Source organism: Klebsiella sp. BIGb0399, from assembly GCF_003752615.1.
In the GTDB taxonomy this organism is placed as follows: domain Bacteria; phylum Pseudomonadota; class Gammaproteobacteria; order Enterobacterales; family Enterobacteriaceae; genus Klebsiella; species Klebsiella lignicola.
Window position 1 is genome coordinate 726,142 of record NZ_RKHT01000005.1, and the last position, 23,283, is coordinate 749,424.

Annotated in this window: 22 protein-coding genes; 12 read left to right on the top strand and 10 right to left on the bottom strand. The window is 55.8% G+C overall.

From position 1 onward, the window contains the following. Positions 1-5: 5 nt before the first annotated feature. Positions 6-1,628: a TIGR04028 family ABC transporter substrate-binding protein gene (locus tag EDF82_RS03760; protein WP_123754263.1), complete on the bottom strand. Its 1,623-nt coding sequence runs from the start codon at positions 1,626-1,628 to the stop codon at positions 6-8. A gap of 182 nt (positions 1,629-1,810) precedes the next feature. Next, positions 1,811-2,821: an alcohol dehydrogenase AdhP gene (adhP, locus tag EDF82_RS03765; RefSeq protein WP_123754264.1), complete on the bottom strand. Its 1,011-nt coding sequence runs from the start codon at positions 2,819-2,821 to the stop codon at positions 1,811-1,813. Between the two features lie 256 nt (positions 2,822-3,077). Between adhP and EDF82_RS03770 the strand changes: the two genes are divergently transcribed. Both EDF82_RS03770 and EDF82_RS03775 read left to right on the top strand, forming a co-directional pair. After that, entirely contained in the window at positions 3,078-3,677 is a 600-nt protein-coding gene (locus tag EDF82_RS03770) for an inorganic diphosphatase (protein ID WP_123754265.1), read from the top strand. Between the two features lie 201 nt (positions 3,678-3,878). Then, positions 3,879-4,859 (top strand): helix-turn-helix domain-containing GNAT family N-acetyltransferase, encoded by a 981-nt coding sequence (locus tag EDF82_RS03775; RefSeq protein WP_123754266.1) that lies wholly within the window; start codon positions 3,879-3,881, stop codon positions 4,857-4,859. 23 nt (positions 4,860-4,882) lie between these two features. On the opposite strand, the gene EDF82_RS03780 is transcribed toward EDF82_RS03775, so the two are convergent. The 4 genes from EDF82_RS03780 to EDF82_RS03795 form a co-directional block, all read right to left on the bottom strand. Continuing rightward, the gene (locus EDF82_RS03780; RefSeq protein ID WP_123754267.1) at positions 4,883-6,598 is read right to left on the bottom strand and encodes an ABC-F family ATP-binding cassette domain-containing protein; all 1,716 of its coding nucleotides are present in this window, start codon (positions 6,596-6,598) and stop codon (positions 4,883-4,885) included. A 354-nt stretch (positions 6,599-6,952) separates the two neighbouring features. Further along, the gene (locus EDF82_RS03785; RefSeq protein WP_123754268.1) at positions 6,953-8,650 is read right to left on the bottom strand and encodes an NAD-dependent malic enzyme; all 1,698 of its coding nucleotides are present in this window, start codon (positions 8,648-8,650) and stop codon (positions 6,953-6,955) included. Positions 8,651-8,823: 173 nt separating this feature from the next. Further along, on the bottom strand, positions 8,824-8,964 hold the full coding sequence (sra, locus tag EDF82_RS03790; RefSeq protein WP_123754269.1) for a stationary-phase-induced ribosome-associated protein: 141 nt from the start codon (positions 8,962-8,964) through the stop codon (positions 8,824-8,826). Between the two features lie 175 nt (positions 8,965-9,139). Continuing rightward, positions 9,140-9,778: a LysE family translocator gene (locus tag EDF82_RS03795; RefSeq protein ID WP_123754270.1), complete on the bottom strand. Its 639-nt coding sequence runs from the start codon at positions 9,776-9,778 to the stop codon at positions 9,140-9,142. Positions 9,779-10,268: 490 nt separating this feature from the next. Here EDF82_RS03795 and EDF82_RS03800 point away from each other — a divergent pair, with 490 nt between their 5' ends. Together EDF82_RS03800 and EDF82_RS03805 are read left to right on the top strand one after the other, a co-directional pair. Continuing rightward, on the top strand, positions 10,269-11,246 hold the full coding sequence (locus EDF82_RS03800) for a DUF1852 domain-containing protein (RefSeq protein ID WP_123754271.1): 978 nt from the start codon (positions 10,269-10,271) through the stop codon (positions 11,244-11,246). Positions 11,247-11,271: 25 nt separating this feature from the next. Then, positions 11,272-12,303: a methionine synthase gene (locus EDF82_RS03805; RefSeq protein ID WP_123754272.1), complete on the top strand. Its 1,032-nt coding sequence runs from the start codon at positions 11,272-11,274 to the stop codon at positions 12,301-12,303. A 67-nt stretch (positions 12,304-12,370) separates the two neighbouring features. Here EDF82_RS03805 and EDF82_RS03810 read toward each other — a convergent pair whose 3' ends face one another. From EDF82_RS03810 to EDF82_RS03820, 3 genes are all read right to left on the bottom strand, one after another. Continuing rightward, on the bottom strand, positions 12,371-12,766 hold the full coding sequence (locus EDF82_RS03810; protein ID WP_123754273.1) for a DUF1360 domain-containing protein: 396 nt from the start codon (positions 12,764-12,766) through the stop codon (positions 12,371-12,373). Between the two features lie 145 nt (positions 12,767-12,911). Continuing rightward, on the bottom strand, positions 12,912-13,376 hold the full coding sequence (locus tag EDF82_RS03815; protein WP_331851398.1) for an Rrf2 family transcriptional regulator: 465 nt from the start codon (positions 13,374-13,376) through the stop codon (positions 12,912-12,914). Positions 13,377-13,503: 127 nt separating this feature from the next. Continuing rightward, positions 13,504-14,355, bottom strand: a complete 852-nt coding sequence (locus EDF82_RS03820) for a Vmh family MBL fold metallo-hydrolase (protein WP_123754275.1) — start codon at positions 14,353-14,355, stop codon at positions 13,504-13,506. Positions 14,356-14,468: 113 nt separating this feature from the next. Between EDF82_RS03820 and EDF82_RS03825 the strand changes: the two genes are divergently transcribed. The 8 genes from EDF82_RS03825 to EDF82_RS03860 all read left to right on the top strand — a co-directional run bounded on the left by EDF82_RS03825 (position 14,469) and on the right by EDF82_RS03860 (position 21,750). Next, a complete protein-coding gene (locus EDF82_RS03825; protein ID WP_123754276.1) occupies positions 14,469-15,353 on the top strand; it encodes a LysR family transcriptional regulator in 885 nt (294 codons plus the stop codon). Positions 15,354-15,589: 236 nt separating this feature from the next. Next, positions 15,590-16,372, top strand: a complete 783-nt coding sequence (locus EDF82_RS03830; RefSeq protein ID WP_123754277.1) for an SDR family oxidoreductase — start codon at positions 15,590-15,592, stop codon at positions 16,370-16,372. Further along, positions 16,369-16,746, top strand: coding sequence for a nuclear transport factor 2 family protein (locus tag EDF82_RS03835; RefSeq protein ID WP_123754278.1), 378 nt, complete (start codon positions 16,369-16,371; stop codon positions 16,744-16,746). The genes EDF82_RS03830 and EDF82_RS03835 overlap by 4 nt, the downstream gene beginning before the upstream one ends. Before the next feature lie 11 nt (positions 16,747-16,757). Further along, positions 16,758-17,636, top strand: coding sequence for a fumarylacetoacetate hydrolase family protein (locus EDF82_RS03840; RefSeq protein ID WP_123754279.1), 879 nt, complete (start codon positions 16,758-16,760; stop codon positions 17,634-17,636). After that, positions 17,633-18,856 (top strand): DUF3500 domain-containing protein, encoded by a 1,224-nt coding sequence (locus EDF82_RS03845; RefSeq protein ID WP_123754280.1) that lies wholly within the window; start codon positions 17,633-17,635, stop codon positions 18,854-18,856. The genes EDF82_RS03840 and EDF82_RS03845 overlap by 4 nt, the downstream gene beginning before the upstream one ends. 305 nt (positions 18,857-19,161) lie before the next feature. After that, positions 19,162-20,340: a hypothetical protein gene (locus EDF82_RS03850; RefSeq protein WP_227540098.1), complete on the top strand. Its 1,179-nt coding sequence runs from the start codon at positions 19,162-19,164 to the stop codon at positions 20,338-20,340. A gap of 48 nt (positions 20,341-20,388) precedes the next feature. Beyond that, the gene (locus EDF82_RS03855; protein WP_123754282.1) at positions 20,389-20,769 is read left to right on the top strand and encodes a RidA family protein; all 381 of its coding nucleotides are present in this window, start codon (positions 20,389-20,391) and stop codon (positions 20,767-20,769) included. Positions 20,770-20,904: 135 nt separating this feature from the next. Beyond that, positions 20,905-21,750 carry a DUF2218 domain-containing protein gene (locus EDF82_RS03860; RefSeq protein WP_123754283.1) on the top strand — a complete coding sequence of 282 codons (846 nt, stop codon included), beginning with the start codon at positions 20,905-20,907 and terminating at the stop codon, positions 21,748-21,750. Between the two features lie 450 nt (positions 21,751-22,200). Here the strand turns inward: EDF82_RS03860 and EDF82_RS03865 are convergent, their stop codons facing one another. Further along, a complete protein-coding gene (locus tag EDF82_RS03865; protein WP_123754284.1) occupies positions 22,201-23,247 on the bottom strand; it encodes an amidohydrolase family protein in 1,047 nt (348 codons plus the stop codon). Positions 23,248-23,283: the final 36 nt, after the last annotated feature.

The window sequence follows — 23,283 nt, forward strand, 5'->3', positions numbered from 1 at the left end:
GCTCCTTAGTGCTTTTCCAGCCACGCGCCGTAGAACGACGGGCGACCTACGGCTTCGAAACTGACGCCTTGCACCCAGGGCGCGCCGGCAAAGACCTGCGGCTCTTCAAAGATCGGGATCACGTAGGCGTTATCCAGCAGATAGCGCTGGGCATCTCCGGTCAGCTGCAGCCGTTTTGGCGCATCGACTTCGGCGGAAATGGCGGTCAGCAGATCGTTGAGCTTATCGTCACGGAATTGCTGCACCTTGTCGCTGGAGCCGCCCCGTTGCAGCAGGGCATCGCGGTTGGCCGGGAAGAACATGCTTTTCACCACGTCCGGGTCCGCGCGGCCGACTTCCGACACGGTCAACGGGGTCTTCAGCGGGTCAAGATTATCGATAACCCGACTGCCGGCGTCGCCGGCTTTCACGCTCAGCGCGACGCCAACCTGGCGCCACTGCTGGGCAATCAGCTGCAGCACCTCTTTGTTTTGCGGCTGCGGCAGAGATTCATAGACCGTCAACGCCAGGCGCTGGCCGGCTTTCTCCCGGATGCCGTCGGCGGCTGGTTTCCAGCCGGCCTCATCGAGCAGCTGACGGGATTTGTTCTGATCGAAGGTCAGCTTGTCGCTAAGATTAACGTAGCCCGCCGCCGTGCTGGCGAGCACCGACGTGGCCTGCGGATAGTTGGCGGAGAACAGGGTATCGACGACCTGTCTGGCGTTGGTGGCGTGCAGTAACGCCTGACGCACGCGCAGGTCAGCAACCAGCGGATTATCGGGGCGGAAGCTCAGGCTGTCGTTGACCCCACGGGTCGGCGCAGCATAGACCCGCAGACCCTGATCGGTGGTCTGTTTCTCATCGTAGGCCTGAACCTGGCGGATAAATCCGGCCTGACCCGCCAGCAATGCGCCGATACGGACGCTGTCTTCCGGCGTGACGATAATGGTGATCCCGTCGAGATTGGCCGGCCCCTGTTGCGCCAGGTTTTTCGGCCCCCACTGGTAATCCTTGCGGGCAACCAGGCTCAGTTCGCGACCCGGTTTTTCATCTTTGACCACGAAGGGCCCGGAACCGATGATATGGCGCGCATCGCCAAGCTCGTCAAAGTTACGCTGCAGGGTGCTGAGGGAAACCAGCCCGGAGCCGATGGTGGCGGTGCCCTGCAGGAAGCCTGGAGATGGTTTTTTGAAGTAGAACCTGACCGTCAGCGGATCGATAACTTCGCTGTGGTCGTAATTGTTGATGACTTCCGAGACCGGCAGACGCTGGGCCTTATTACCGAGGCCGTAGGTATCGAAATTTTTGGCGACCGCGTTAGCATCCAGCGGCGTGCCGTCGGAGAAAGTCACGCCGGGGCGCAGGGTAAAGGTGTATTCGGTTTTGTCGGCGTTGGTGACCCAGCTCTGTGCAATCCATGGTTCGACTTCCAGGGTCTTCGGGTTTTGCCAGGTCAGCTTATCGGTGATCTGGTTAAGGATCCCGCCGTTGGGGTAGAAGCCTCCGGCTGGCGGATAGAGATTGGTGTGCGGTTGTTGCTCCAGATAGACTAATGTTCCCCCTTTGACCGGCGTGGCGGCGCCCCAGGCGGAAAAAGCAGCGGAGAAAATGAGGGCTGCCAACGCGGGCAGGCGAACACGGCTTTGCATGGTGAATTCCTTTGTTATCTATTGTCTTGCCATCATCGGGTGCGGCTAAAAACAAAGGAACCAAGGAATTGCGCTAAGCATTTGCGGAAAAGGCATTTGCCGCGTTGGGGGAATATCTGCTGTGGGCAGCGAACGACGCAGTGGGGTAAAACGGCCTCTCCCGGGCGGGAGAGGCGCGAGGATTAGCGGCGGAAGTCGATAACCATACGGCCGCGAATCTGTCCCTGTTCCATCTCTTTAAAGATAGCGTTGATATCGCCCAGCGGACGCAGGGTCACTTTCGGTACTACTTTGCCTTCGGCGGCGAACTGGAAGGCTTCGGTCAGATCCTGACGGGTGCCGACCAGTGAACCAACCACTTCAATACCATCCAGTACCAGGCGCGGAATATTCAGGCTCATGGCTTCCGGCGGCAGGCCAACGGCCACCACGCGGCCACCGGCACGTACTGCGTCAACGGCAGAGTTAAACGCCGCTTTGGCGACGGCGGTGACCACCGCTGCCTGTGCGCCACCGGTTTTTTCCTGAATCACTTTCGCCGCATCTTCGGTGCGGGAGTTAATGGTCAGGTCAGCGCCCATTTCGCTTGCCAGCGCCAGCTGTGCATCGTTGACGTCGATGGCGATGACTTTGGCATTAAAGACGTTTTTCGCATACTGCAGCGCCAGGTTGCCGAGGCCGCCGAGGCCGTAGATTGCAATCCATTGACCCGGTTTGATATGCGACACTTTCACCGCTTTATAGGTGGTAACCCCGGCACAGGTGATGCTGCTGGCAGCAGCGGAGTCCAGCCCGTCCGGGACTTTTACCGCGTAGTTGGCGGTGACGATGCACTCTTCAGCCATCCCGCCATCGACGCTGTAACCGGCATTTTTGACCGAGCGACACAGCGTTTCGTTGCCGCTGTTACAATAATCGCAGTGGCCACAGCCTTCAAAGAACCATGCCACGCTGGCACGATCGCCTGGTTTCAGAGAGGTGACGCCTGGGCCGACCTGCTGAACCACACCGACACCTTCATGGCCGAGAATGATCCCGGTGGTGTCGCCAAAATCGCCGTTTTTCACGTGCAGGTCGGTGTGGCACACGCCACAGCACTCCATTTTCAGCAAAGCCTCTCCGTGTTGCAGAGGGCGCAGTGTTTTTTCCGTTACATTGACCTGATGATCCTGGGTGACAACGGCTGCCTTCATATCTACTCCTTGAAATTTGAGGAAAAAATAGTGGTATTACTTAGGAATAATACTCATTAAGGATTAACCCATATGGCAAGGAATGCAAGCGCAGTAGTCAAATGTGTGGGATTTGTCAGCACGGATAGTGAAAAAGATGGCTATCTTCCGCTCGCATGGCTGTTAATAATGATGAAACACAAATGTCATTATTCTTTCATGGCTTATCGGCACGCTGTCAGCGACAAATTTCTTATAACGACAGAGTGATACAACAATGCATCTGGTAAAAACCATCTTCAGCGCTGCACTTTTCCTGTCTGCTGCCGTTCAGGCTGACAACATCCTTGATTTTCCACAGCCGGAGAACAACCCGGAAGAGTTCTACGCGGTCACCGAGATCCCGACCGGTGGGATTATCAAGTATGAAACCGACGCCAAAACCGGCTTTATTATTGCCGACCGTTTCCAGTCAATGCCGGTGGCCTATCCGGCCAACTATGGTTCACTGACCCAGTCGCTGGCGGGGGATGGCGATCCGCTGGACGTGGTGTTCTACACCCGCGCACCGATGGCACCGGGGACATTGATCAAACTGCGGGCCATCGGCGTGCTGAAAATGATCGATGGTGGGGAGAAGGACGATAAGATCATTGCGGTCCCGGCCAGCAAAATCGACCCGACCTATGACGACATCAAAAACATCAGCGACCTGCCGAAAATTGAGCAGGAACGCCTGCAGGCCTTTTTCCGCGTCTATAAGCAGTTACCGGATGGCCGCAAAAAAGTGGAGCTGAACGGTTTTAACGATGCTGACGCCGCGAAGCAGGAAATTAAACAGGCCTGGGATGCCTGGAAAGCTAAAAAACCGCAATAAGATAAAAACAGGCGTCTGACGGCGCCTGTTAACCACTCAATCTGCAAAGTCTACCGCCTGCCATTTTTTCTTCTGACTCGTTGGCGATAAGCCAGAATATCCCGCCAGTGCCGGGCCGGGTGCCGCCAGCCACGCCGGTTGACAGGGCAATATCAATAATGGTTGTATTGTGCAACTATAAATCACCTTGCCACTACACCAATGACCAATACACCGCTGATCAATGATATCCGCCGCGCCTCCCGCCTGATGGTTCGCGAACTCGGCTTTATGAATTCCACTCTCGCAGCAACCGAGTATTCCCCCTCCGCCGTCCATACGCTGCTGGAGATCGCCGGACACGGGGCGATGACCGCCGCGCAGCTGGTACAGATTCTGGGCCTTGAGAAATCGAGCGTCAGCCGCATGCTGTCGCGGCTGCTGGCGGCGGGGGAAATTGAGGAGAAAACCGCCGAGAACGACGCCCGCTTTAAGCAGCTTGAGCTGACGGATAAGGGCCGGGCAACGGTGGTCAGGATCAACGAATACGGCGCGATGCGGGTGGTTGACGCGCTGGCGCATCTCAATGCCGAACAGCAGATCGGCGTGGCGCAGGGGCTCAACGCCTACGCGCAGGCGCTGGCACAATGCCGCGATCGGCCGCTGGCGGAGAGCGGAAAGCGTATTGAGATCGTCACCGGCTATCATCCTGGGATGATTGGCCGTATCGCGCAGATGCACGGCGAGTACTACGCCCGGAACTATAATTTTGGTCACTTTTTTGAGGGTAAAGTCGCCAGCGGCGTGGCGGAGTTTTCCCCACGGCTTAGCGCCGAACGCAATCAAATCTGGCTGGCGATACACAACGGCACGATTGTCGGCTCGGTGGCCATCGATGGCGAAGACCTCGGTGATAACCAGGCCCATCTGCGCTGGTTTATCCTTGATGACAGCTGCCGGGGCAGCGGCGTCGGACGACGCCTGTTGGCGCAGGCGATGGCCTTCTGCGATCGCCACGCCTTTGCGGGGGTGCAGCTGTGGACCTTCAGCGGTCTGAACGCCGCGCGCAAGCTGTATGAATCCTTCGGATTTACGCTGTCTAAAGAGTGGCAGGGCGATCAGTGGGGGATGATGATGACCGAACAGCAGTTCAGCAGAATAATCCCCTCGACCGTTGGTGAGGAAAAGCCGGCTAAGGGGTGACCTTAGCCGGCGGTCGTGCGGGATTATTGCAGTCTGGCATGAAGCGCAGCGATAGCCTCTCGCCATTGCGCCTGAAGCTGGGGCTTCTGGTGCTTCGGCTTGCGGGACAGATCTTCCGCCAGTCGTTGCTCCAGCACAATCAGCTGTTCCAGCAGGTCGTCCTCATCTTCAGCAGGCGCTGCGGGTGCCGTCACGCTATTAACGTGCATGGCGGGCTGGCGCGTCGTCTCGCGCAGACGCGCGTAAATCTCGTCCGCGCTGTACCACTCGCTCAGTCCGTTCTCGTCAATCAGCCAGAAGCGGTTACAGCTCTGGTCGATCAGCTGACGGTCGTGACTGACCAACAGCAGGCCGCCGGGATAGTCCCGCAGGCAGCCTGCCAGCGCCTCTTTGCCTTCCATATCCAGATGGTTGGTCGGTTCATCCAGCAACAGCAGACTGTAGCGAGCCAACGACAGGCCGACAAACAGCAGCCGCGAGCGCTCGCCGCCGCTGAGGGTACTGACCTTTTGCCCGTGACGACTCCAGCCAAAACCGGCGCCGATCAGCGCCCGTTTGCGGGATTCCGCAGCGGGTTCAAAAGGTTCCAGCGCCTCCAGCAAGGTGGCGTTATCCGGCAACTGATGCAACGACTGGTCATAGTAGCCAGGCTTCAGCCGGGGATGCAGGCTGAGTCCGTCAACCACAACCGACTCCTGCATCTGCCGCCACAGCAGGCGCAGCAGCGACGATTTGCCGCCGCCGTTACGCCCCATGATTGCCACCCGATCGCCGCTGCGCAGGCGCGCGTGTTCGGCGGTGAACAGGGCAGGCAGGCCTGGGGCCGGAGCGACCGGGAGCTGCGAGATTTCAAGCAACCGGTCAGCGCGCAGCGCATCGCCGTTTAACGCCAGTCGCCACGGGGTGCCGTTGGTCAGTTCGGTCTGGCTCTCCTTCAGGCGGGTGACCTGCTTTTCCATCTGCTTGGCTTTGCGCGAGAGATCTTCGTTGTCATAGACCTGTCCCCAGGTCGCCAGCCGTTTGGCGCTGGCGCTGACGCGGTCAATTTCTCGCTGTTCGGCCTTATGACGCAGCGCGTCACTTTCATCCCGTTCCGCCAGCGCTAAACGGGCGGCGGTGCAGGGCAAAGAGAAGGCGTGCAGGGTGTGGTCGCGCAGGATCCAACTGGTATTAGTTACAGCATCCAGTAGGAGGTTATCGTGCGACACCACGACGAAGCTCCCCTGCCAGGTTTGCAAGAAGCTTTCCAGCCACAGCAAGGTCGGGAGATCGAGATGGTTGCCCGGCTCGTCCAGCAGTAACAGGTCCGGTTGTTGAATCAATGCCCGTGCCAGCAGCAGTCGGGTATGCTGACCGCCGCTAAGCGTCGCGGCGCACTGGCTGAATTCCGCGGCGACAAACCCCATCTCCGCCAGCAGCCGTTCAGCCTGCCAGCGTTGGCGTTCGCGCTCGGCGGCGGGCAGGCGTGCCAGCACCACTTCAACCAGAGGATGTTGCAGCAGATCAGCGGCGATATGTTGTTCAACCCGCGCCAGCAGGCAATGGTGCGCCAGCGCCACGCTGCCGGAATTCGGCGTCAACGTGCCGTCCAGTACCTGTAGCAGGGTGCTTTTGCCACAACCGTTGTGGCCTATCAGGCCAATGCGGTCGCCTTTTTTCAGCGTAAAAGAGAGGTCGATGAAAAGCGGCCCGAATGCCGTTTCAACATGCAGGGATTGTGCGGTAAATAATGTACTCATCGTGAACTTACTCAAGAGTTACAGGCATAGAAATGCCTCGTCAAACATCGCTGACGATAACCCGGTAAGCCCGAGGGAAGGGAGTTAGTCTCTGGTGTCTTCGCTCAAGCCGAAGTTATCGCAGCACGATATCGATAACGCTTGAGCGGGTACGATGACCAAATGTCAGTGAAAAAGTCGATATTTCACGTAACAGCATGGGGTCCTCCTTATTTTATCCAGTAGTTTGATGGGTAGAGGCAGTGTAGAACCCTTGCCGGGATTTGGCTAGTGACAAAAGATGGTGGGGGCGGGCACAAAAAAAAGGGCCTGCAAGCAGGCCTGTTAAGCTTATCGAACGCGTCCAGCGAACAATCAGATCGAGGTCCGGCGGTAGTTGCGGTACTCCGGCAGCCAGAAGTTATCGCTGATGGACTGCAGCAGCGCTTCGGCCGAAGTCTTGACCGCGACACCTTGCTCCTGGGCGACTTTCCCGACCGCAAAGGCGATGGCGCGCGAAACGGTCTGGATGTCTTTCAGCTCCGGCAGCACCGGGCCTTCGCCGTTGTTGACCAGCGGCGAGTGTTTTGCCAGGGTTTCGCTGGCGGCCATCAGCATGTCTTCCGTGACTCTGGAAGCGCCAGAGGCAATAACCCCAAGACCGATACCCGGAAAGATATAGGAGTTGTTGCACTGGGCAATCACATACTGCTTGCCTTTGAGGGTGACCGGCGCAAACGGGCTGCCGGTGGCAACCAGCGCTTCGCCGTCGGTCCAGCTCAGGATGTTCTGCGGCGTTGCTTCCACTCGTGAGGTCGGGTTCGACAGCGGCATCACGATCGGACGCGGGCAGTGTTTATGCATCTCGCGAATAATCTCTTCGGTGAACAGGCCCGGCTGGCCAGATACGCCGATCAGAATATTCGGTTTGACGTTACGCACCACGTCGAGCAGGGACAGGACTTCGTTGGTGGTGTCCCACTGCTGCAGGTTGTCGCGCTTCTGCACCAGCTTGCTCTGGAACGGCAGCAGATTAGGCATGGCGTCGGTCAGCAGGCCGAAACGGTCAACCATAAAGACGCGCTGGCGTGCTTCTTCTTCACTCAGTCCTTCACGCTGGATCTGCGCGATGATCTGCTCGGCGATACCGCAACCGGCAGAACCGGCGCCGAGGAAGACAATTTTCTGTTCGCTCAACTGGCTTCCCGCGCCGCGACTGGCGGCAATCAGCGTGCCGACGGTAACCGAAGCGGTACCCTGAATATCATCGTTGAATGAACAAATTTCATTACGATAGCTGTTAAGCAGCGGCATGGCGTTCTTCTGCGCGAAATCTTCGAACTGCAGCAGAACGTCCGGCCAGCGGTGTTTAATCGCCTGGATCACGTCATCGACAAACTGGTAATAGTCGTCATCGGTAATACGCGGATGACGCCAGCCCATATACAGCGGATCGTCGAGCAGCTGCTGGTTGTTGGTGCCGACATCCAGCACGATCGGCAGGGTATAGGCCGGGCTGATACCGCCGCAGGTGGTATACAGCGACAGTTTGCCGATCGGGATCCCCATCCCGCCGATGCCCTGGTCACCAAGACCGAGAATACGTTCACCGTCGGTGACGACGATAACTTTGACGTTGTGGTTCGGGACGTTTTGCAGGATGTCGTCAAGGTTGTGGCGGTTCTGATAGGAGATAAAGACCCCGCGTGAGCGGCGGTAGATCTCGGAGAAACGTTCACAGGCCGCGCCGACGGTCGGGGTATAGATAACCGGCATCATCTCGTCGAGATGGTTGCCGATCAGGCGGTAAAACAGCGTTTCGTTGGTGTCCTGAATGTTGCGCAGGTAAATGTGTTTATCGATCTCAGTTTTAAATCCCTGGTACTGGATCCAGGCACGTTCAGCTTGCTCTTCGATGGTTTCAACGACTTCAGGCAGCAGGCCCAGCAGGTTAAAGCTGCTGCGCTCTTCCATGCTGAAGGCGCTACCTTTGTTGAGAAGGGGGAATTCGAGCAGAACGGGGCCAGCGTAAGGGATATACAGAGAACGGTTTTTCTTATGGGTGAATTGCATCGCACTAACTCCTTGATGTTCACTTCAGACCGGGCGCGGCGATAAGCGTGCGGGCTGGCAGGGAAAGCAGCGGGGCAGATTATAGAGCAGATGCTATCAAAGAGGGGGAATTGTGTTAAAAAAACACCATCCTGACGAAAGGACGGTGTTTTTATCATCACTCAGCTGAAGAATTAGCCAGCGCGGCGTTTGCGGCCGGTGGCATGAGCATGGTTAATGGTGGTTTCACTCTCGCCGTCCAGCACCACTTTTTTCTGCTGGGAGAGTTTATAGTTCAGACCGAGAAGATGACGTGCATGGTGGTTCGATTTCATTCTTACTCCTTAATCCACTTCTGTTTCAAGGACAAGCCCGGCGTCGCCGGACGAAATGTAACCCTAAGAACGGCACCCGATGGATACCGTGCTATCTATCGTGGTCTATTTTGGCGGCAATGGCAACCTCATCAGTCTGAATGTGGGCACCAACAGCCCAAAGGCAAACAGAGGCTCAGATATAGGGATGCAGGGCAGAAATGAGGAGACCTGCTGCAAAACACATGAACACCATCCCGCCGGTTTTATTGAGTTTGCGAAAGAGGTTACCGGAAGACATCTTCTTCTTTACCGAGTGCGCGAAAAGGGCGTAAAGAGAATGGATGGTCATTACCAGCAGGCAGAAGATCCCAGACAGCAGCGAAAACTGGGGAACAAAGGGCTGCTGCGGATTAATGAACGGTGGGAACAGCGCCATAAAGAAGACGATAGGCTTGGGATTGAGCAAGGAAACCAGCAGTCCCTGACGAAAGCGCTGAGCGGTGGACGGCGGGGTTACAGCCTCTGGCGTATTGGTGTGCTGGTTCAACACCCGAGGGGCGGAACGGTATAATTTGATCCCCAGATAAATCAGGTAAGCGGCCCCGGCTATCTCCACGGCCAGCAATGCGAATGGCGACGTCGTAATGAGCACGCCGACGCTGCTGGCCGCGATAATCGATATCACGCCCATGCCAGCGGCTACGCCGACGATCCCGGCCATGGCATTACGCAGGTTATAATTGAGGGTGTTGCTCAGGGTGAGTAACACGCCCGGTCCGGGGCTGGCAATGGTCAGGCTGGCAATAAGAATATAAAACGCGATCTGTTGCATCTGGGATATCCTGTCAGGCAGCGAGCGCACCCGGCGTACAGCAAAACAGTACGCAACACGTTCTGCGCTATCTCCTTCAGTTTCAGTGATATTTTACTTTATAGTCCCATTTAATTATTGTCATTAATTATTGCCGCGTTTTTTAATATCAATTTAAAGAGCCGAAGCGGCCTTAATTAACCACAATAATATTATGGCTTCAGGTTCATCCAACATCAGAATAACCTTAGCTTTTCAGGTTAATTCTCTTAGCCCCTCCGTTTGCGCAACCATCTGCTTTCCGGGTTAATCCCCGACCATGAAAATGGCTCATGTTGTGATGAAATTAAGTCGCTTTCTCTGCTCTAAGGGCTCTGGCATAAAATATAACTCATCAACGGTAGCCAAAATGAAAGCCCCTAAATGGGAAAGCCTGCAGATAATAAGTGGTTATTCCCATTGTTCAAGCAATATATTCAGCTTTCATCGCAGAACGCAGGTACAAGACATCATGAGCAAAGACTTCAGCTTCACCATTAAAAGCAGTTGTTTCGATGAGAATTATAACCCTTCGGACAATACGCGTATCACCACTAACTTCGCCAATTTGGCCCGGGGAGAGAATCGTCAGGAGAACCTGCGTAACACCCTGGTGATGATTAACAATCGTTTTAATACCCTGGCGTACTGGGATAATCTTAAAGGCGACCGCTATTCCGTTGAGCTGGAAATCATTTCTGTTGAGATGAACGTCGAAGCGCAGGGCGATGCGTTCCCGGTCATTGAAATTCTGAAAACCAATATCATCGATAAAAAAACCAACGAGCGTATTGAAGGCATCGTCGGTAATAACTTCTCGTCTTATGTCCGTGACTATGACTTCAGCGTGTTGCTGCTGGAACACAATAAAAATCAGGCTAACTTCAGTATTCCTGAAAACTTTGGCGAACTACACGGCAATATTTTCAAGCATTTCGTCAATTCAAATGAATACCACCAGCACTTTAGCAAATTGCCGGTGATCTGCCTGAGCGTGTCCAGCAAAGATGTCTATCACCGCACCGGGAATCAGCATCCGGTACTGGGGGATGAGTATCAGCAACAGGACTCTTCGCTGACTGAGCAGTATTTTAAGAAAATGGGCCTGCAGGTGCGTTACTTCATGCCTAAAAACAGCGTCGCGCCTTTGGCATTCTTTTGCGCCGGTGATTTGCTGAGTGATTACACCAGCCTGGAGCTGATCGGTACCATCAGCACCATGGAGACTTTCCAGAAAATTTACCGCCCGGAAATTTACAATGCCAACGCCGCCGCCGGGCAATACTATCAGCCGAACCTCAGCAACCAGGATCACTCGTTGACAAAAATTGTTTACGACCGCGAAGAGCGGAGTCATCTGGCGATTGAGCAGGGCAAATTTACGGAACAGAACTTCATCCAACCCTATAAACATATTCTTGAACAATGGTCCGCTAGCTGCGCGCTGTAATTAACACATTAAAAGGTCTTCTATTATGAAAATATTATTACCGACGTCGACAGCGGGCAGTTTACCGAAACCTTCGTGGCTTGCGCAGCCGGAGACGCTGTGGTCGCCGTGGAAATTGCAGGATGAAATCTTAGCTGAAGGCAAACAGGATGCCCTGCGTTTATCTCTTCAGGAACAACAGCTGGCGGGGATTGATATCGTCAGCGATGGCGAGCAAACGCGCCAGCATTTTGTCACCACCTTTATTGAACATCTCGACGGCGTGGATTTTGAGAACCGCCAGGTGGTGAAAATTCGTAACCGCTATGAGGCGAGCGTGCCGAGCGTGGTGGGGGAAGTTGCCCGTAAGAAGCCGGTCTTTGTCGACGATGCGCGATATTTACGTCAGCTCACCGACCAGCCGATTAAATGGGCCTTGCCGGGGCCGATGACGATGATCGATACGCTGTATGATAACCACTATAAAAGCCGCGAAAAACTGGCATGGGAATTTGCGAAGATCCTCAATCAGGAAGCCAAAGAGTTAGAAGCGGCCGGAGTGGATATTATTCAGTTTGATGAGCCAGCATTTAATGTGTTTTTCGATGAGGTTAATGACTGGGGTATCGCCGCGCTGGAAAGAGCGGTTGAAGGGCTGAAATGCGAAACCGCGGTACATATCTGCTACGGATACGGTATCAAGGCCAACACCGACTGGAAAAAGACGCTGGGTTCCGAGTGGCGGCAATATGAAGAAGCATTCCCGAAACTGCAAACGTCGAAAATCGATATTATCTCGCTGGAGTGCCATAACTCGCGAGTGCCGATGGATCTGCTGGAATTGATTCGCGGTAAAAAAGTGATGGTCGGGGCAATCGACGTGGCAACCAACGCCATTGAAACGGCGGATGAAGTGGCCAACACCCTGCGCAAAGCGCTGCAGTTTGTTGATACTGACAAACTCTACCCGTCAACCAACTGCGGCATGGCACCGCTATCGCGTCAGGTTGCCAGAGGCAAGCTGCAGGCATTAAGCGCCGGCGCCGAGATTATCCGCAAAGAACTGTTGGCGAAATAATCCCGCATCACGTTGGCCATCACGGTTAACCGATCCGAATAAGGCGATCTCCACGATCGCCTTTTTTTTATTTTTGACTGTTTTTATTCATCATCGCTTTAAGCTCACTCTCTTTCATCTTTTTATCCATAACGTGAGTAAAAGAACGGAACATAAAACCGCTGACGAAAGTGGCGAGGGTAATCGTGAAAAACAGCGTAATAATAAGGTCAATATAAATATTACCGCTGCTGATAATCACCGGGCGGTAAATGAGGACCCCGGCGAGGACCACCCAGTGGCTCATGCAATAAAAACAGTGGAACAGATAGCCGGTCATATGGCCGATTTTATTGGCAAAATTGCGCAGCGGAACAAAAAGTTCGGTCTGGGTGATAGTAAACGAAATACTGGCGGCAGCAACGCTGAGCACGATGCAGGACCACAACGCCTGAAGAGTAGATGGATCAATAACCTGATGCACAATGACTCCTGATAGTTTTAACAACTCATGTAACAACAAAAGGTACGATATAAATCAGACAAAATCAACACGGCGCCTGGACACCGTGAAACCGAAAGCACGTAGGGATAAATGTCGGGTGGGGAAATGCTAGTGATTAACGCGCTTAGCGATTGTTTTCTTTAAATTTATCGCAAAGGTAGCTGAGTGTTATTTCATTCAGACGGTTCATTAACAGTAATTCCGCCTGGTTTAACGCGTCGTCCAGCTCCGCGTTAACGGCATTTTCAATCAGGCAGTGAGGATTATCCCTGTTAATACCGAGGTTATAAAGATGGGTAATCCCCAGCGCTTTATAAATATCCAGCAGGGTGACCTGATGAGGATCGCAGCTTAATGACCAGCCGCCGTTATGCCCTTTTTCTGAACGTACATAGCCGGCCTCGCGCAACCCGGCCATGGTCCGGCGCACCAGAACGGCATTGGTATCCAGCATGTCAGCCAGTTGCTGCGAAGTATAGTTCGCGGAGTCGCAGGCCAGATGAACCAGTATGTGCAAAACGCGTGATAATCGTGTGTCGCTTCTCAAGTTCCCTCCGACGGGCAATGTGCGGTGGCCGTCTGTATTCAACAGCCACCCGAAGCCTGGCATCATACCGCAACCCGGCAGGATACTGAACTGCCTGATGAATCATCTTCATGATGCCCGTCGGCGGTGTGGGATCCCGGCGCAGTTGGCTCCGTCAGCCTGGCACCTGCTACCACTTCATCTCGCCGGTATTCACCTTCGCGCTCAGCTCCAGCGAGCTTTCTTCCGCCAGCCCTGGCCAGCGCTGTTTCATCTCGCCGATCACGCCAGCGGAATCGTGATGCGTCTTAAGCGCCTGCTCAAACTGCTGCAGATAGTCGCGGGTGAAGGTAATCGCACGGTCTCCGTCCGGTAACGTCCCAAGGTAGTGACCGGGGATCACCCGCTGCGGGTGCAGGGCGGCCATGTCGTTGAGGGTCTGACGCCATTGCTGGCGGCTTTCTGCGCTTTGGGTATCGGCGGTCCACACGTGCATCCCCCAGGCAACGCCGGTTCCACCGAGCAGGGTTTTATTGCCCGGGATCCAGACGAAGGCGGCATAGTGTTGCGGCTGACGGATCTCCACTTTTTCACCGTCGATGGTGAAGGTGGTGGCGTCGATCACCTGCGGGGTGTACAGCTGCTTCGGCGCGCCATCTTTCATCTGCGGGCCCCACCAGGCGAGCTTCGCCGCTTTGGTGGCGTTAATATGCTTCACTACCTCGGCGGTGGCGACCACTTTTGCCTGCGGGAAGGCCTTCACCAGCGGCTCCAGTCCGAAATAAAAATCCGGGTCGCCGGACGTTATCACGATGCGGGTCAACGGTTTGCCGTTGTTACGGATCATCTCAACCAGTTTTTCACCGTCTTTCACGCTAAATTGCGCATCAAACAGCACCGCTTCATGGGGGCCGGAGACCAGCGTCGAGTTAACGGCAAACATCCCTTTATCCTGCGGGTTGTAGGTCTCGAGGGTTAAGGGTGCGGCAAGCGCGGCGCTGCTGAACAGGGCGGTGGCAATAGCAAGGGCAGATAATTTCATGGTGTTTTTCTCAGTATCAGGTGAATGACGCTATTTTACGGATTTCCTGATTTGCGAAAATTCCTGAAAAAAGAGATGCTGAGTTTCATAAAACGTGCAGATGGAAGTGACAGATGGACAGAATTATCGCCGCGCAGGTCTATATGCGGATCTGCGAACTGGGAAGCCTGAGCGCCGCCGCCCGCGCGCTGGGCATGTCGCGACCCATGGTCAGCCGCTACCTGGAACAGATGGAGCACTGGGCCGGGACCCGACTGATCCACCGTTCGCCCCGTAAACTCACCTTAACCGCCGCCGGTGAGAAAGTGCTGCAAAAAACCCGCAGCCTGACCCAGCTTTCGGACGAAATTGCCGGTCAAACCGAACGGGCGGTGCCCAGCGGGACGCTACGTGTTGCCTGCGCCCATTTCACGGCGATGCAGTTGATTTCGCCGCTGTTGCCAGACTTTCTCGCCCGTTACCCACAGCTTCGCCTTGAGCTGGATATCAATAACCACCCGGTGAGCCTGATTGGCGAACGCATCGACGTGGCGATTCGCATTACCGACAACCCGGAGCCTGGCGCCATTGCCCGCCGTCTTGGCGTTTGTCGCTCGGTGCTGTGTGCCTCCCCGCGCTGGCTACAGCTGCACGGCCAGCCGCAGACTCTGGCAGAGCTGAGCCAGCACAACTGCCTGCATTACAGCCATTTTGCCGCCCCGCAGTGGCAGTTTACCGATCCCGAAGGGGAAGCGGTGTCGGTGGCGGTCTCCGGCAACCTTAGCGCGGGGATCTCCTCATTGCTGCTCGACGCGGCGGTGGCCGGATGCGGCATTGCGATGCTGCCGGTGCTGGAGGCGCAGCGCGCCCTGAACAGTGGGGCGCTCAAGCCGGTGCTGCCCGCCTGGACCCCGAAAGCGCTGAGCGTCTACGGCATTTATCTCTCCCGGGATTACCAGCCCAGCGCGCTGCCGCTGTTCCTCGATGAAATCCAGCAGCAGCTGGCGCAAATCAGTTAACGATACCGTCTCCCGCAGCCCGATCCTGATAATACCCTGCAGACCCCGAATCACGCGGTCTGCAGGTCTGTTCCTGCCTGCAATCTGGCGCCACGGATATTTTGTGTACGGTTATCTTTCGTGAGCCATCTCCGACTTTCATTCTAATCCTCTGAGCATATCTAGACATATCGCAATTTGAGATATATCAATATATATACATTATTTTACCAATGATTAACATTCAGGAGCGGAGAATGGATCTGGGGATTGCCGGCAAGCAGGCGTTCGTCTGTGCATCATCGCAGGGGCTGGGCCTGGCCTGCGCGACGGCGCTGGCGGCTGAAGGGGTCAACGTCGTCCTTAACGGGCGTCATGAAGAGAAGCTGGCACGGGCCGCGGCGGCGCTGAGCGCGCGTTTTCCGCAGATTGCGGTGGCGACGATGGCGGCCGATCTGACGCAGCAGGAAGGCAGGGCGGCGATCCTCGCGGCGTATCCGCAGATCGACATTCTGGTCACCAACAACGCCGGTCCGCAGCCAGGGGCGCTCGCCGACTGGCATGAAGAGGCGCTGCTGTCGGCGATGGCGGCCAATTTCATTCCGGCGGTGCAGTTGATTCGGGCCTGGCTGCCGGGCATGCAGCAGCGGCGCTTCGGGCGCATCGTCAATATCACTTCGGCGATGGTCAAGGCGCCGCACTACATGATGGGGCTTTCCACCTCGGCCCGCACCGCGCTGACGGCTATCTGTAAAGCCATTAGCCGCGAGGTGGTCGCCGATAACGTGACCATCAATAACCTGCTGCCGGAGCGCATCGATACGCCGCGCCAGGCATTTATGCTGGAGCGATTGATGGCCAAAGAGGGCATTAGCCTGGAAGAGGCGCGCCGCCGCAATGAAGCCACCATCGCCGCTGGTCGTTTCGGCCGCCCGGACGAGTTTGCCGCCGCCTGCGCTTTTCTCTGTAGCCATCAGGCTTCCTACATTTCCGGACAAAACCTGCAGCTCGACGGCGGGTCCTACGAGGGGCTGCTATGAACGCCGATATCCAGGCATTGCTGGCGCTGGAGAACGAACGCCAGCAGGCGTTGGTTGCCGGAGACCGCCGGCGCCTCGCGCCGCTGCTGGCTGACGATCTGCTGCATATTCACAGCACCGGCATGGCGCACAGTAAAGACGCTTTCCTCGAGCATGTGGTCAAAATGGGTGGTTTTGTCGCTATTGAGCGGCCAACGCCGGAGATCAGGCTGCTTGGCAATATTGCCATTATCAGCGGAGAAACCTGCAATGTTGTGCGTTTGCTGAGCGATGGCACCGAACAGGTTCGCCACGGTTATTCCACGCTGGTGCTGCGTCGTACCCCGCAGGGCTGGCAGATTGTGCTGTCACAAATGACGCCCTTCGCGGCATAAAAAGGAGTGATATGAAGCTCGTGCGCTATACCCACCAGGGACGAACGCGTCTCGGAAAAGTTGTCGGTTCCACGGTTATCGATCTGTCCGAAATTGCCGGCATCGAGCATTCGATGCGTCAGTTGCTCAACGACCTGCCGGCGCTCCGTGCACGGCTCGAACAGGCGAGCGGCCCGGCGGTAGCGCTGGAGGATGTCCACCTTGAGGCGCCGATTATCGATCCGCAAAAATTTCTCGGCATCGGCATGAACTACCGCAAGCATGCCGAGGAGGCACGTCTGGCGGGCATTACGATCCCGTCGTCGCAGCTGTGGTTTAACAAACAGGTGTCCTGCATCAACGGCCCGTTCGACCCGGTGGTGAAGCCGCGTCTGAGCGAGCAGATGGATTATGAAATCGAGCTCGGGGTGGTTATCGGTCGCCGCTGTCGCCACGTCCGCGCCAGTGAAGCGCCGGGGGTGATTGCCGGCTACCTGATCGTCAACGATCTCTCCGCCCGCGACTGGCTGAAAAAATCGCCGACCTTCACGCTGGGGAAATCCTTCGATACCCACGGGCCGCTGGGCCCGTGGCTGACCACCGCCGATGAAATCACCGACCCGATGGCGCTAAATATGACGCTGACGGTAAACGGCGAATGCCGCCAGCAGGCAGTCACCGGCGATATGATTTACGACATCTATCAACAAATTGAATATCTTTCCTCGGTGATGACGCTGGAGCCGGGCGACGTGCTCGCCACCGGAACGCCTTCGGGTATTGGTGCGCCGCGCGGCTGCTTCCTGCAGCCGGGAGATGTGATGCAGCTGACTATCGATGGCCTGGGATCGATGACCCATCGCGTTATCGCCGACGAAGACGCTGACGCGGCGACAGGAGAGGCAAGATGAGCCGACACCTGTTTCGCGACTATCTGCTGCCCGCCGACGCGCCACGAATTCTGGCGGCCCGCAATGTTGACGTCGCCACCTACGGCGCGAGGATGCTGGCGACGGAGAAAGCCCGCGATCTGCAGGCCCAGTGGCAGGCGAAACTGGATGAGACGTTTCGCGGGATCACCACTGACGGGGCAGTTCGCCACGGACTGTTCCCGTTAGCGGATGAAGGTTTTGCCGTTGAAGAGGCGGTTGCCGCCGCCACGGTTTTGCTGGAGACGCTGGACGCCAGCGCCCGGCAGCGCGTCTGTCAGCCGATTGACGCCCCGCAGTGGCGGGCCTGGTATAACCCGGAAATTCCGTTCAATGACTATGGCGCGCGCCTTGAAGATACAGGCCCGGCGACGCGCGAAGCGTTTCTCGGTCTGCTGCGGGCCTGTACCAGCGACAGCGGGTTTAACAAAGTCACCCGGCTGATGGACGCCAACCATTTTCTCGGCGAACTGTATGACCTTAACAACATCATGAATCGCTGGAGCTTTCACTTCATGCTGTTTGGCGAGCCTTCCGCCGACAAGCCCTGGGGCTGGAATATTTACGGTCACCACGTCGCCTTTTGCTGCTTTATCGTCGGTCGCCAGCTGGCCATCGCCCCGACCTTTATGGGCGTGGAGCCGAACGTTATCGACCGCGGCGATGACAGCGACGGGGCGTTGTTTACCGAAGAGGAGCGCTACGGCCTGGAATTAATGCAGGCGCTGACGCCAGACCAGCAGACACGAGCGACGATTTTCCAGCATATGGAAGACCCGGCGATGCCGGCGGAACGCTTTAATTTTGCCGACCAGCGTCATCTCGGCGGCGCATTCCAGGATAACCGCATTATTCCCTATGAAGGGATTTGTGCGGCAGAATTTACCCCGTCACAGCGGGCGCTACTAATGGCTACGGTGGCCTGTTTCCTGGATTTTCTACCCGATGCTCCGCGACAGCACCGGCTGGCGTTAATCGAACAGCACCTGGCGGACACCTGGTGGTGCTGGATCGGCGGTTGCGGCGATGACGACGTCTTTTATTACCGTATCCAGAGCCCGGTGGTGATGCTGGAGTTCGACCACCATAGCGGGATGTGGCTGACCAACGAACAGCCGGCGCGTTTTCATATCCATACGATTACGCGTATTCCCAATGGCAATGATTATGGTAAAGCGTTATTGAAACAGATTCAGCCGTAAGCTGTGCAGTTCATTTCTGTCAATATCACCTGTCGCCGTGACTATTATTCACGGCGCGGGTGGGCGCACTGACGCGCCACTCACTAAGCGGTAATTAGCGGTAAATAAAAAAATATCTCTGTCCCCTGTAATGAGGTTATCTGGCAATGGAATTAAACGGTTCATTCAGAGTCCCGGCGCGGGCATTATTCCCGTTGGCGTTATTATGCAGTAGCGCTTACGCCAATACAGCCCCCATTGGCAATGATTCTGATTCATTTAACGACTGGCTGGCGCAAGGTAATATCTATGGCGAAGTCAAGACAATGCAATTTTTTAAGGAGTACAGTGGCACCGTCGCCGATAAACAAACCCACGCCTTCGGTGGCGATATTCAATATGTCAGCCCGGAATTTTATGGTTTTAGCTTTGGCGTCGCGGAATATGGTTCATGGAACCTGGGGCTGAACCCCGATAATAGTGAAAAAACCGAAGGCTATCTGCCGGCGGATAATATCAATGTGCTGGGTAAAGCCTATCTGCGCTACCGCGGATATGGTTTTAACCTGCAGGGCGGGCGCATCGCGCTGGATACGCCTTTCGCCAACGGCGGTGAAGGCCGGACGATGATCCCGGCGTTGTATGAAGGTTTTGGCGGCGACTACAGCCTGCTGGATAAGCAGCAGCTGAAGCTGTACGGCTACCGGATATATCGCTTCAAGCCTTTTAGTTCTGATACCTTTGGCAAAGGCGATACCGGCGCGCCTGAAGTGGACGATACCTCTATTCCGTCGGTGGACAGCGATGGTTTTACCACCTTCGGGCTGCGCTATGGTCATCTGTACGATGCGCAGGCGGAAGCCTGGTATTACCATTTCGATAAGCGGGCGCAGATGGCGTTTGCCGGGACTGAACTGCCGGTTCGGGGGTTAAGCATCGGTGACTGGACGCCATTTTTTGGCGCGCAATATCTGCATGAATGGGATACTTCCGATCAATCCTGGCCGTATAAAAATATCGATACCGATCTCTATTCCGCGCGCATCGGTATTCGTTCGCGGCAACACAGTTTCTCGGTAATTGCCACCCATGTGCCGAGCAAAGATGACGCCTTTTTAAATGGCGCCTATTTTGCGCCATATAACTTCGGTATTTATGACACGACCCCCATTGAGGCCGGGCAGCCGCTGGCGTCGATGATTACCAGTAATCAGCCCGGCGACGCGCTGGCAGTGCGCTATGTTTATCATAATCAAAATGCGCTGGCGGTTCTCGGCTATACGCGGCTGGATTTAAAAGACTCCAGCGGGATTTATTATCCGATTGCCGCCAAAGATATTAATGCCGGGTTTATGATCTTAGGTTATAACCTGACGCCACGGTTACATGCCGAATTTGAATTTGATTATATTGACTCACCGTCGCCGGTTACCGGTGATTATCATGCCGAACGTCTGCGCCTGGTGTATAAATTTGGCGCAATGATGCCGGATAACGATTATTAATTGTCAGCAGGATCTGCCGTAGCGGCAGATCCTAAAAGGAGCATAAACATGAGTGACCGAAGCAGTATTTATAGTCAGGGCTTTGTCCACAGTAACCCCGTGCCGGCGGCCTGTCGGATTGGCAATATGGTGTTTTCCGGCGTGATATATGGCCGCGATCCGCTAAGCGGGGTCGTCCCGGATGATATCGATGCCCAGTGTGCGTTAATGTTCGCTAATCTCAAAACCGTGATTGAGGATGCCGGAGGCTCGCTGGATAATATCGCCCGGTTGACGCTATGGATGGCGGATAAAAGCGAGCGGGAGCGGGTCAACCCCCATTGGCTGCGTTATTTCCCCGACCCGGCATCGCGCCCGGCCCGCTACGCCATTGATGCGGTACTCAGCGGCAATATTCGCGTGCAGTGTGATTTTATCGCCGTACTTTAACCGCCATTTCACCAACGTTTTCTCCGCAGAAATCACTCTTATTCCTCACGCGAATAAAATTCAAACCGGCATCATCGCTTTACGATATATTTAAAGTCTAGTTATGTTGCAATGGACGAAAAACAGGAGTCGACGATGGAACAAACACAACGCTCCGGAAAAAAGTCCGCCGACACCAAAACCTCGACTGTCCCGCAGAATGCGGGACAGACCGGGCGTCGTGGGCGGGTATTCGATTACGGTGAGCTACGCGTGCTGCTCCTGGCGATGCTGTCTGAACAGCCGAGCCATGGGTATGAACTCATTCATGACATTAAAGAACGCTTCGGCGGGTTGTATAAACCAAGTCCCGGAGTCATCTATCCGACCCTGACCTGGCTGTACGACCGTAACTATGCGGTGATCGACCTGGAAAAGGGCGGTCGCAAACGCTACAGCATTACTGATGAAGGACAGGCCTGGCTGACGGCGAATCAGTCGGTGATGGATATGCTTAAGTCGCGGGTGGCGCCGCAGGCCAACCGGGTGTCACCGCCGGTGATGGTCGAGGCGATGGATCATCTGAAGCGGGCGCTGAGCCTGCGGATAAAGTATGAGCCGCTGCCCGCCGGGATGATTGATAGCCTGGCGCAGGCGATTCATCTGGCCGCCGAGCGGATTGAGCATCTGCTGACTACCCCGGTACCCGCTGAGGGGCTGCATTCGAGTATTGCCCATATCACGACGCCAAATGCGCCGCGCTTTATGCGCCGGCTGTGCAGCCATTTTCAACATCGTACCCCGGTGGTCAGCGATGAGAACAGCGGGCAGTTTCGGCTGAGCATCGGCGATGTGCGGCTGGATGTGCTGGATAACGCGCTGCAGATTACGCTGACCGCGTCGGAGACCGACGATCTTGCGGAGATGGAAACCATTCTGGAACGCCATCTGGCAGAGGCGGCGGTGCGCGAGACCTTAGATATTCGCTGGCAGCGGAGCTGATATTAGTGGTGTAGCCTGAGGGTGGCGCACGAAAAGGGTTCATGTTGTTTATGAACCCTTTTTTTATGGTGTGGTGTAGGGACTGGTGGTTTGGTTGAAAATGGCGGATTCAGGATTGTCTGTGGGATATTCCGTTCACGATAAGTTCTGCGTCATTTCTCAATGTCGTTGTGGGTGAACGGCCTGGGGGGCGTTTCGCTCGCCCCCCAGGACCCCCGGCATTGCGCTGAAAATTGCCGCTTCGCGGTGTGCTCCACTCCGGCTTCATCTGGCGGACCGGGCCGGACTCGACATCCCTGTCTCGACCAGCCCTCTGACGGCCGTCGTGGCCGTCAGTCCTGGATGCGCACCTGCGTTCCCGCCAATTTTCTTGATGCGCCTAACCCCCTTGCTGCCAGCCCGTTGTCGACAGAACCTTCTGCTGTAGCGAAGAAGATCTATGGTGAACGATTAGTCGAGATGGAACATCCGCGCCGCATTTCCGCCGAGGATATTGGCTTTATCTTCCGCTGAGATATCCAGGCTCTGGATCGTATCTACCCCCTGGAAGAACCAGTCTTTACGGATCGGGTAGGAGCTACCGTAGATGATATTTTTGCCACCGATTACCTTCACCGCAGCCTCCAGCTGGGCTTTACCCCATTGCGGTGCGCCGGAAGTATCAAAGAAGATATTGTTGCTTAACTGCGCGCGCAGATTGCCGGTGCCGGTCTGGAAACGATCCACCGCATCGTTGAACTGATGCTGCGGCGGCACCAGCATATCGGCGAAGGCGTAGAACGCGCCACCCAGCATGGAATGGATAAAGCGCAGGTTCGGCAGCTCATCAAACATACCGCTGAACAGCTCGCGTCCGACGGCGGTGGCCTGGTCGATACAGCGACCAAACTGGCGACGCTGGTTGGTGTACGGCAGCACCGAGTTGTAGTCCACCGGCAGCGGCGTATGGTGAACCACCACCGGCACCTCCAGCGAGTTCAGGTAGCGCAGGTAAGGGCGGAACGCCGGATCGTCAAGGTAGATTTGCCCGTAGTGCGCGACAATCTGTGCCCCACGGAAACCCAGTTCATTCAGGCAACGATCCACTTCACGCAGACAATCTTCGGTACCCCACGGCGGTACTACCGCCAGCGCCGACATCTTGCCGCCGCTGCGTTTCACATACTCGGCCATCCGGTCGTTGACCTTTTTGCAGGTCTCAAGATCCAACCACTCCTGCCACACCGGCAGACGGAAGATCGCATGGTCAATGCCCGCTTTTTCCATGTCCGCCAGCTGGCTTTCAAGGGTGTACTGGCCTTCGGCGTAGTTAAGGTTCACGTAGCCTTTAGGCTGTTCGATGATCAGCTGACGCAGCGGTTTACCTTCAATCTGCTCAACCCGGGTGTGCACGCCGTACTGTTTCGGCACGCAGTCGAGAAACGCGTTCAGCAGTTTCTGGTCAGAAAACAGGTCGCCTGGCAGCCAGTGCATGTTGGCATCGATAATTTTAGTCATCTGTACTTTCCTTTTGTTTTTGATATGACGTTGGGG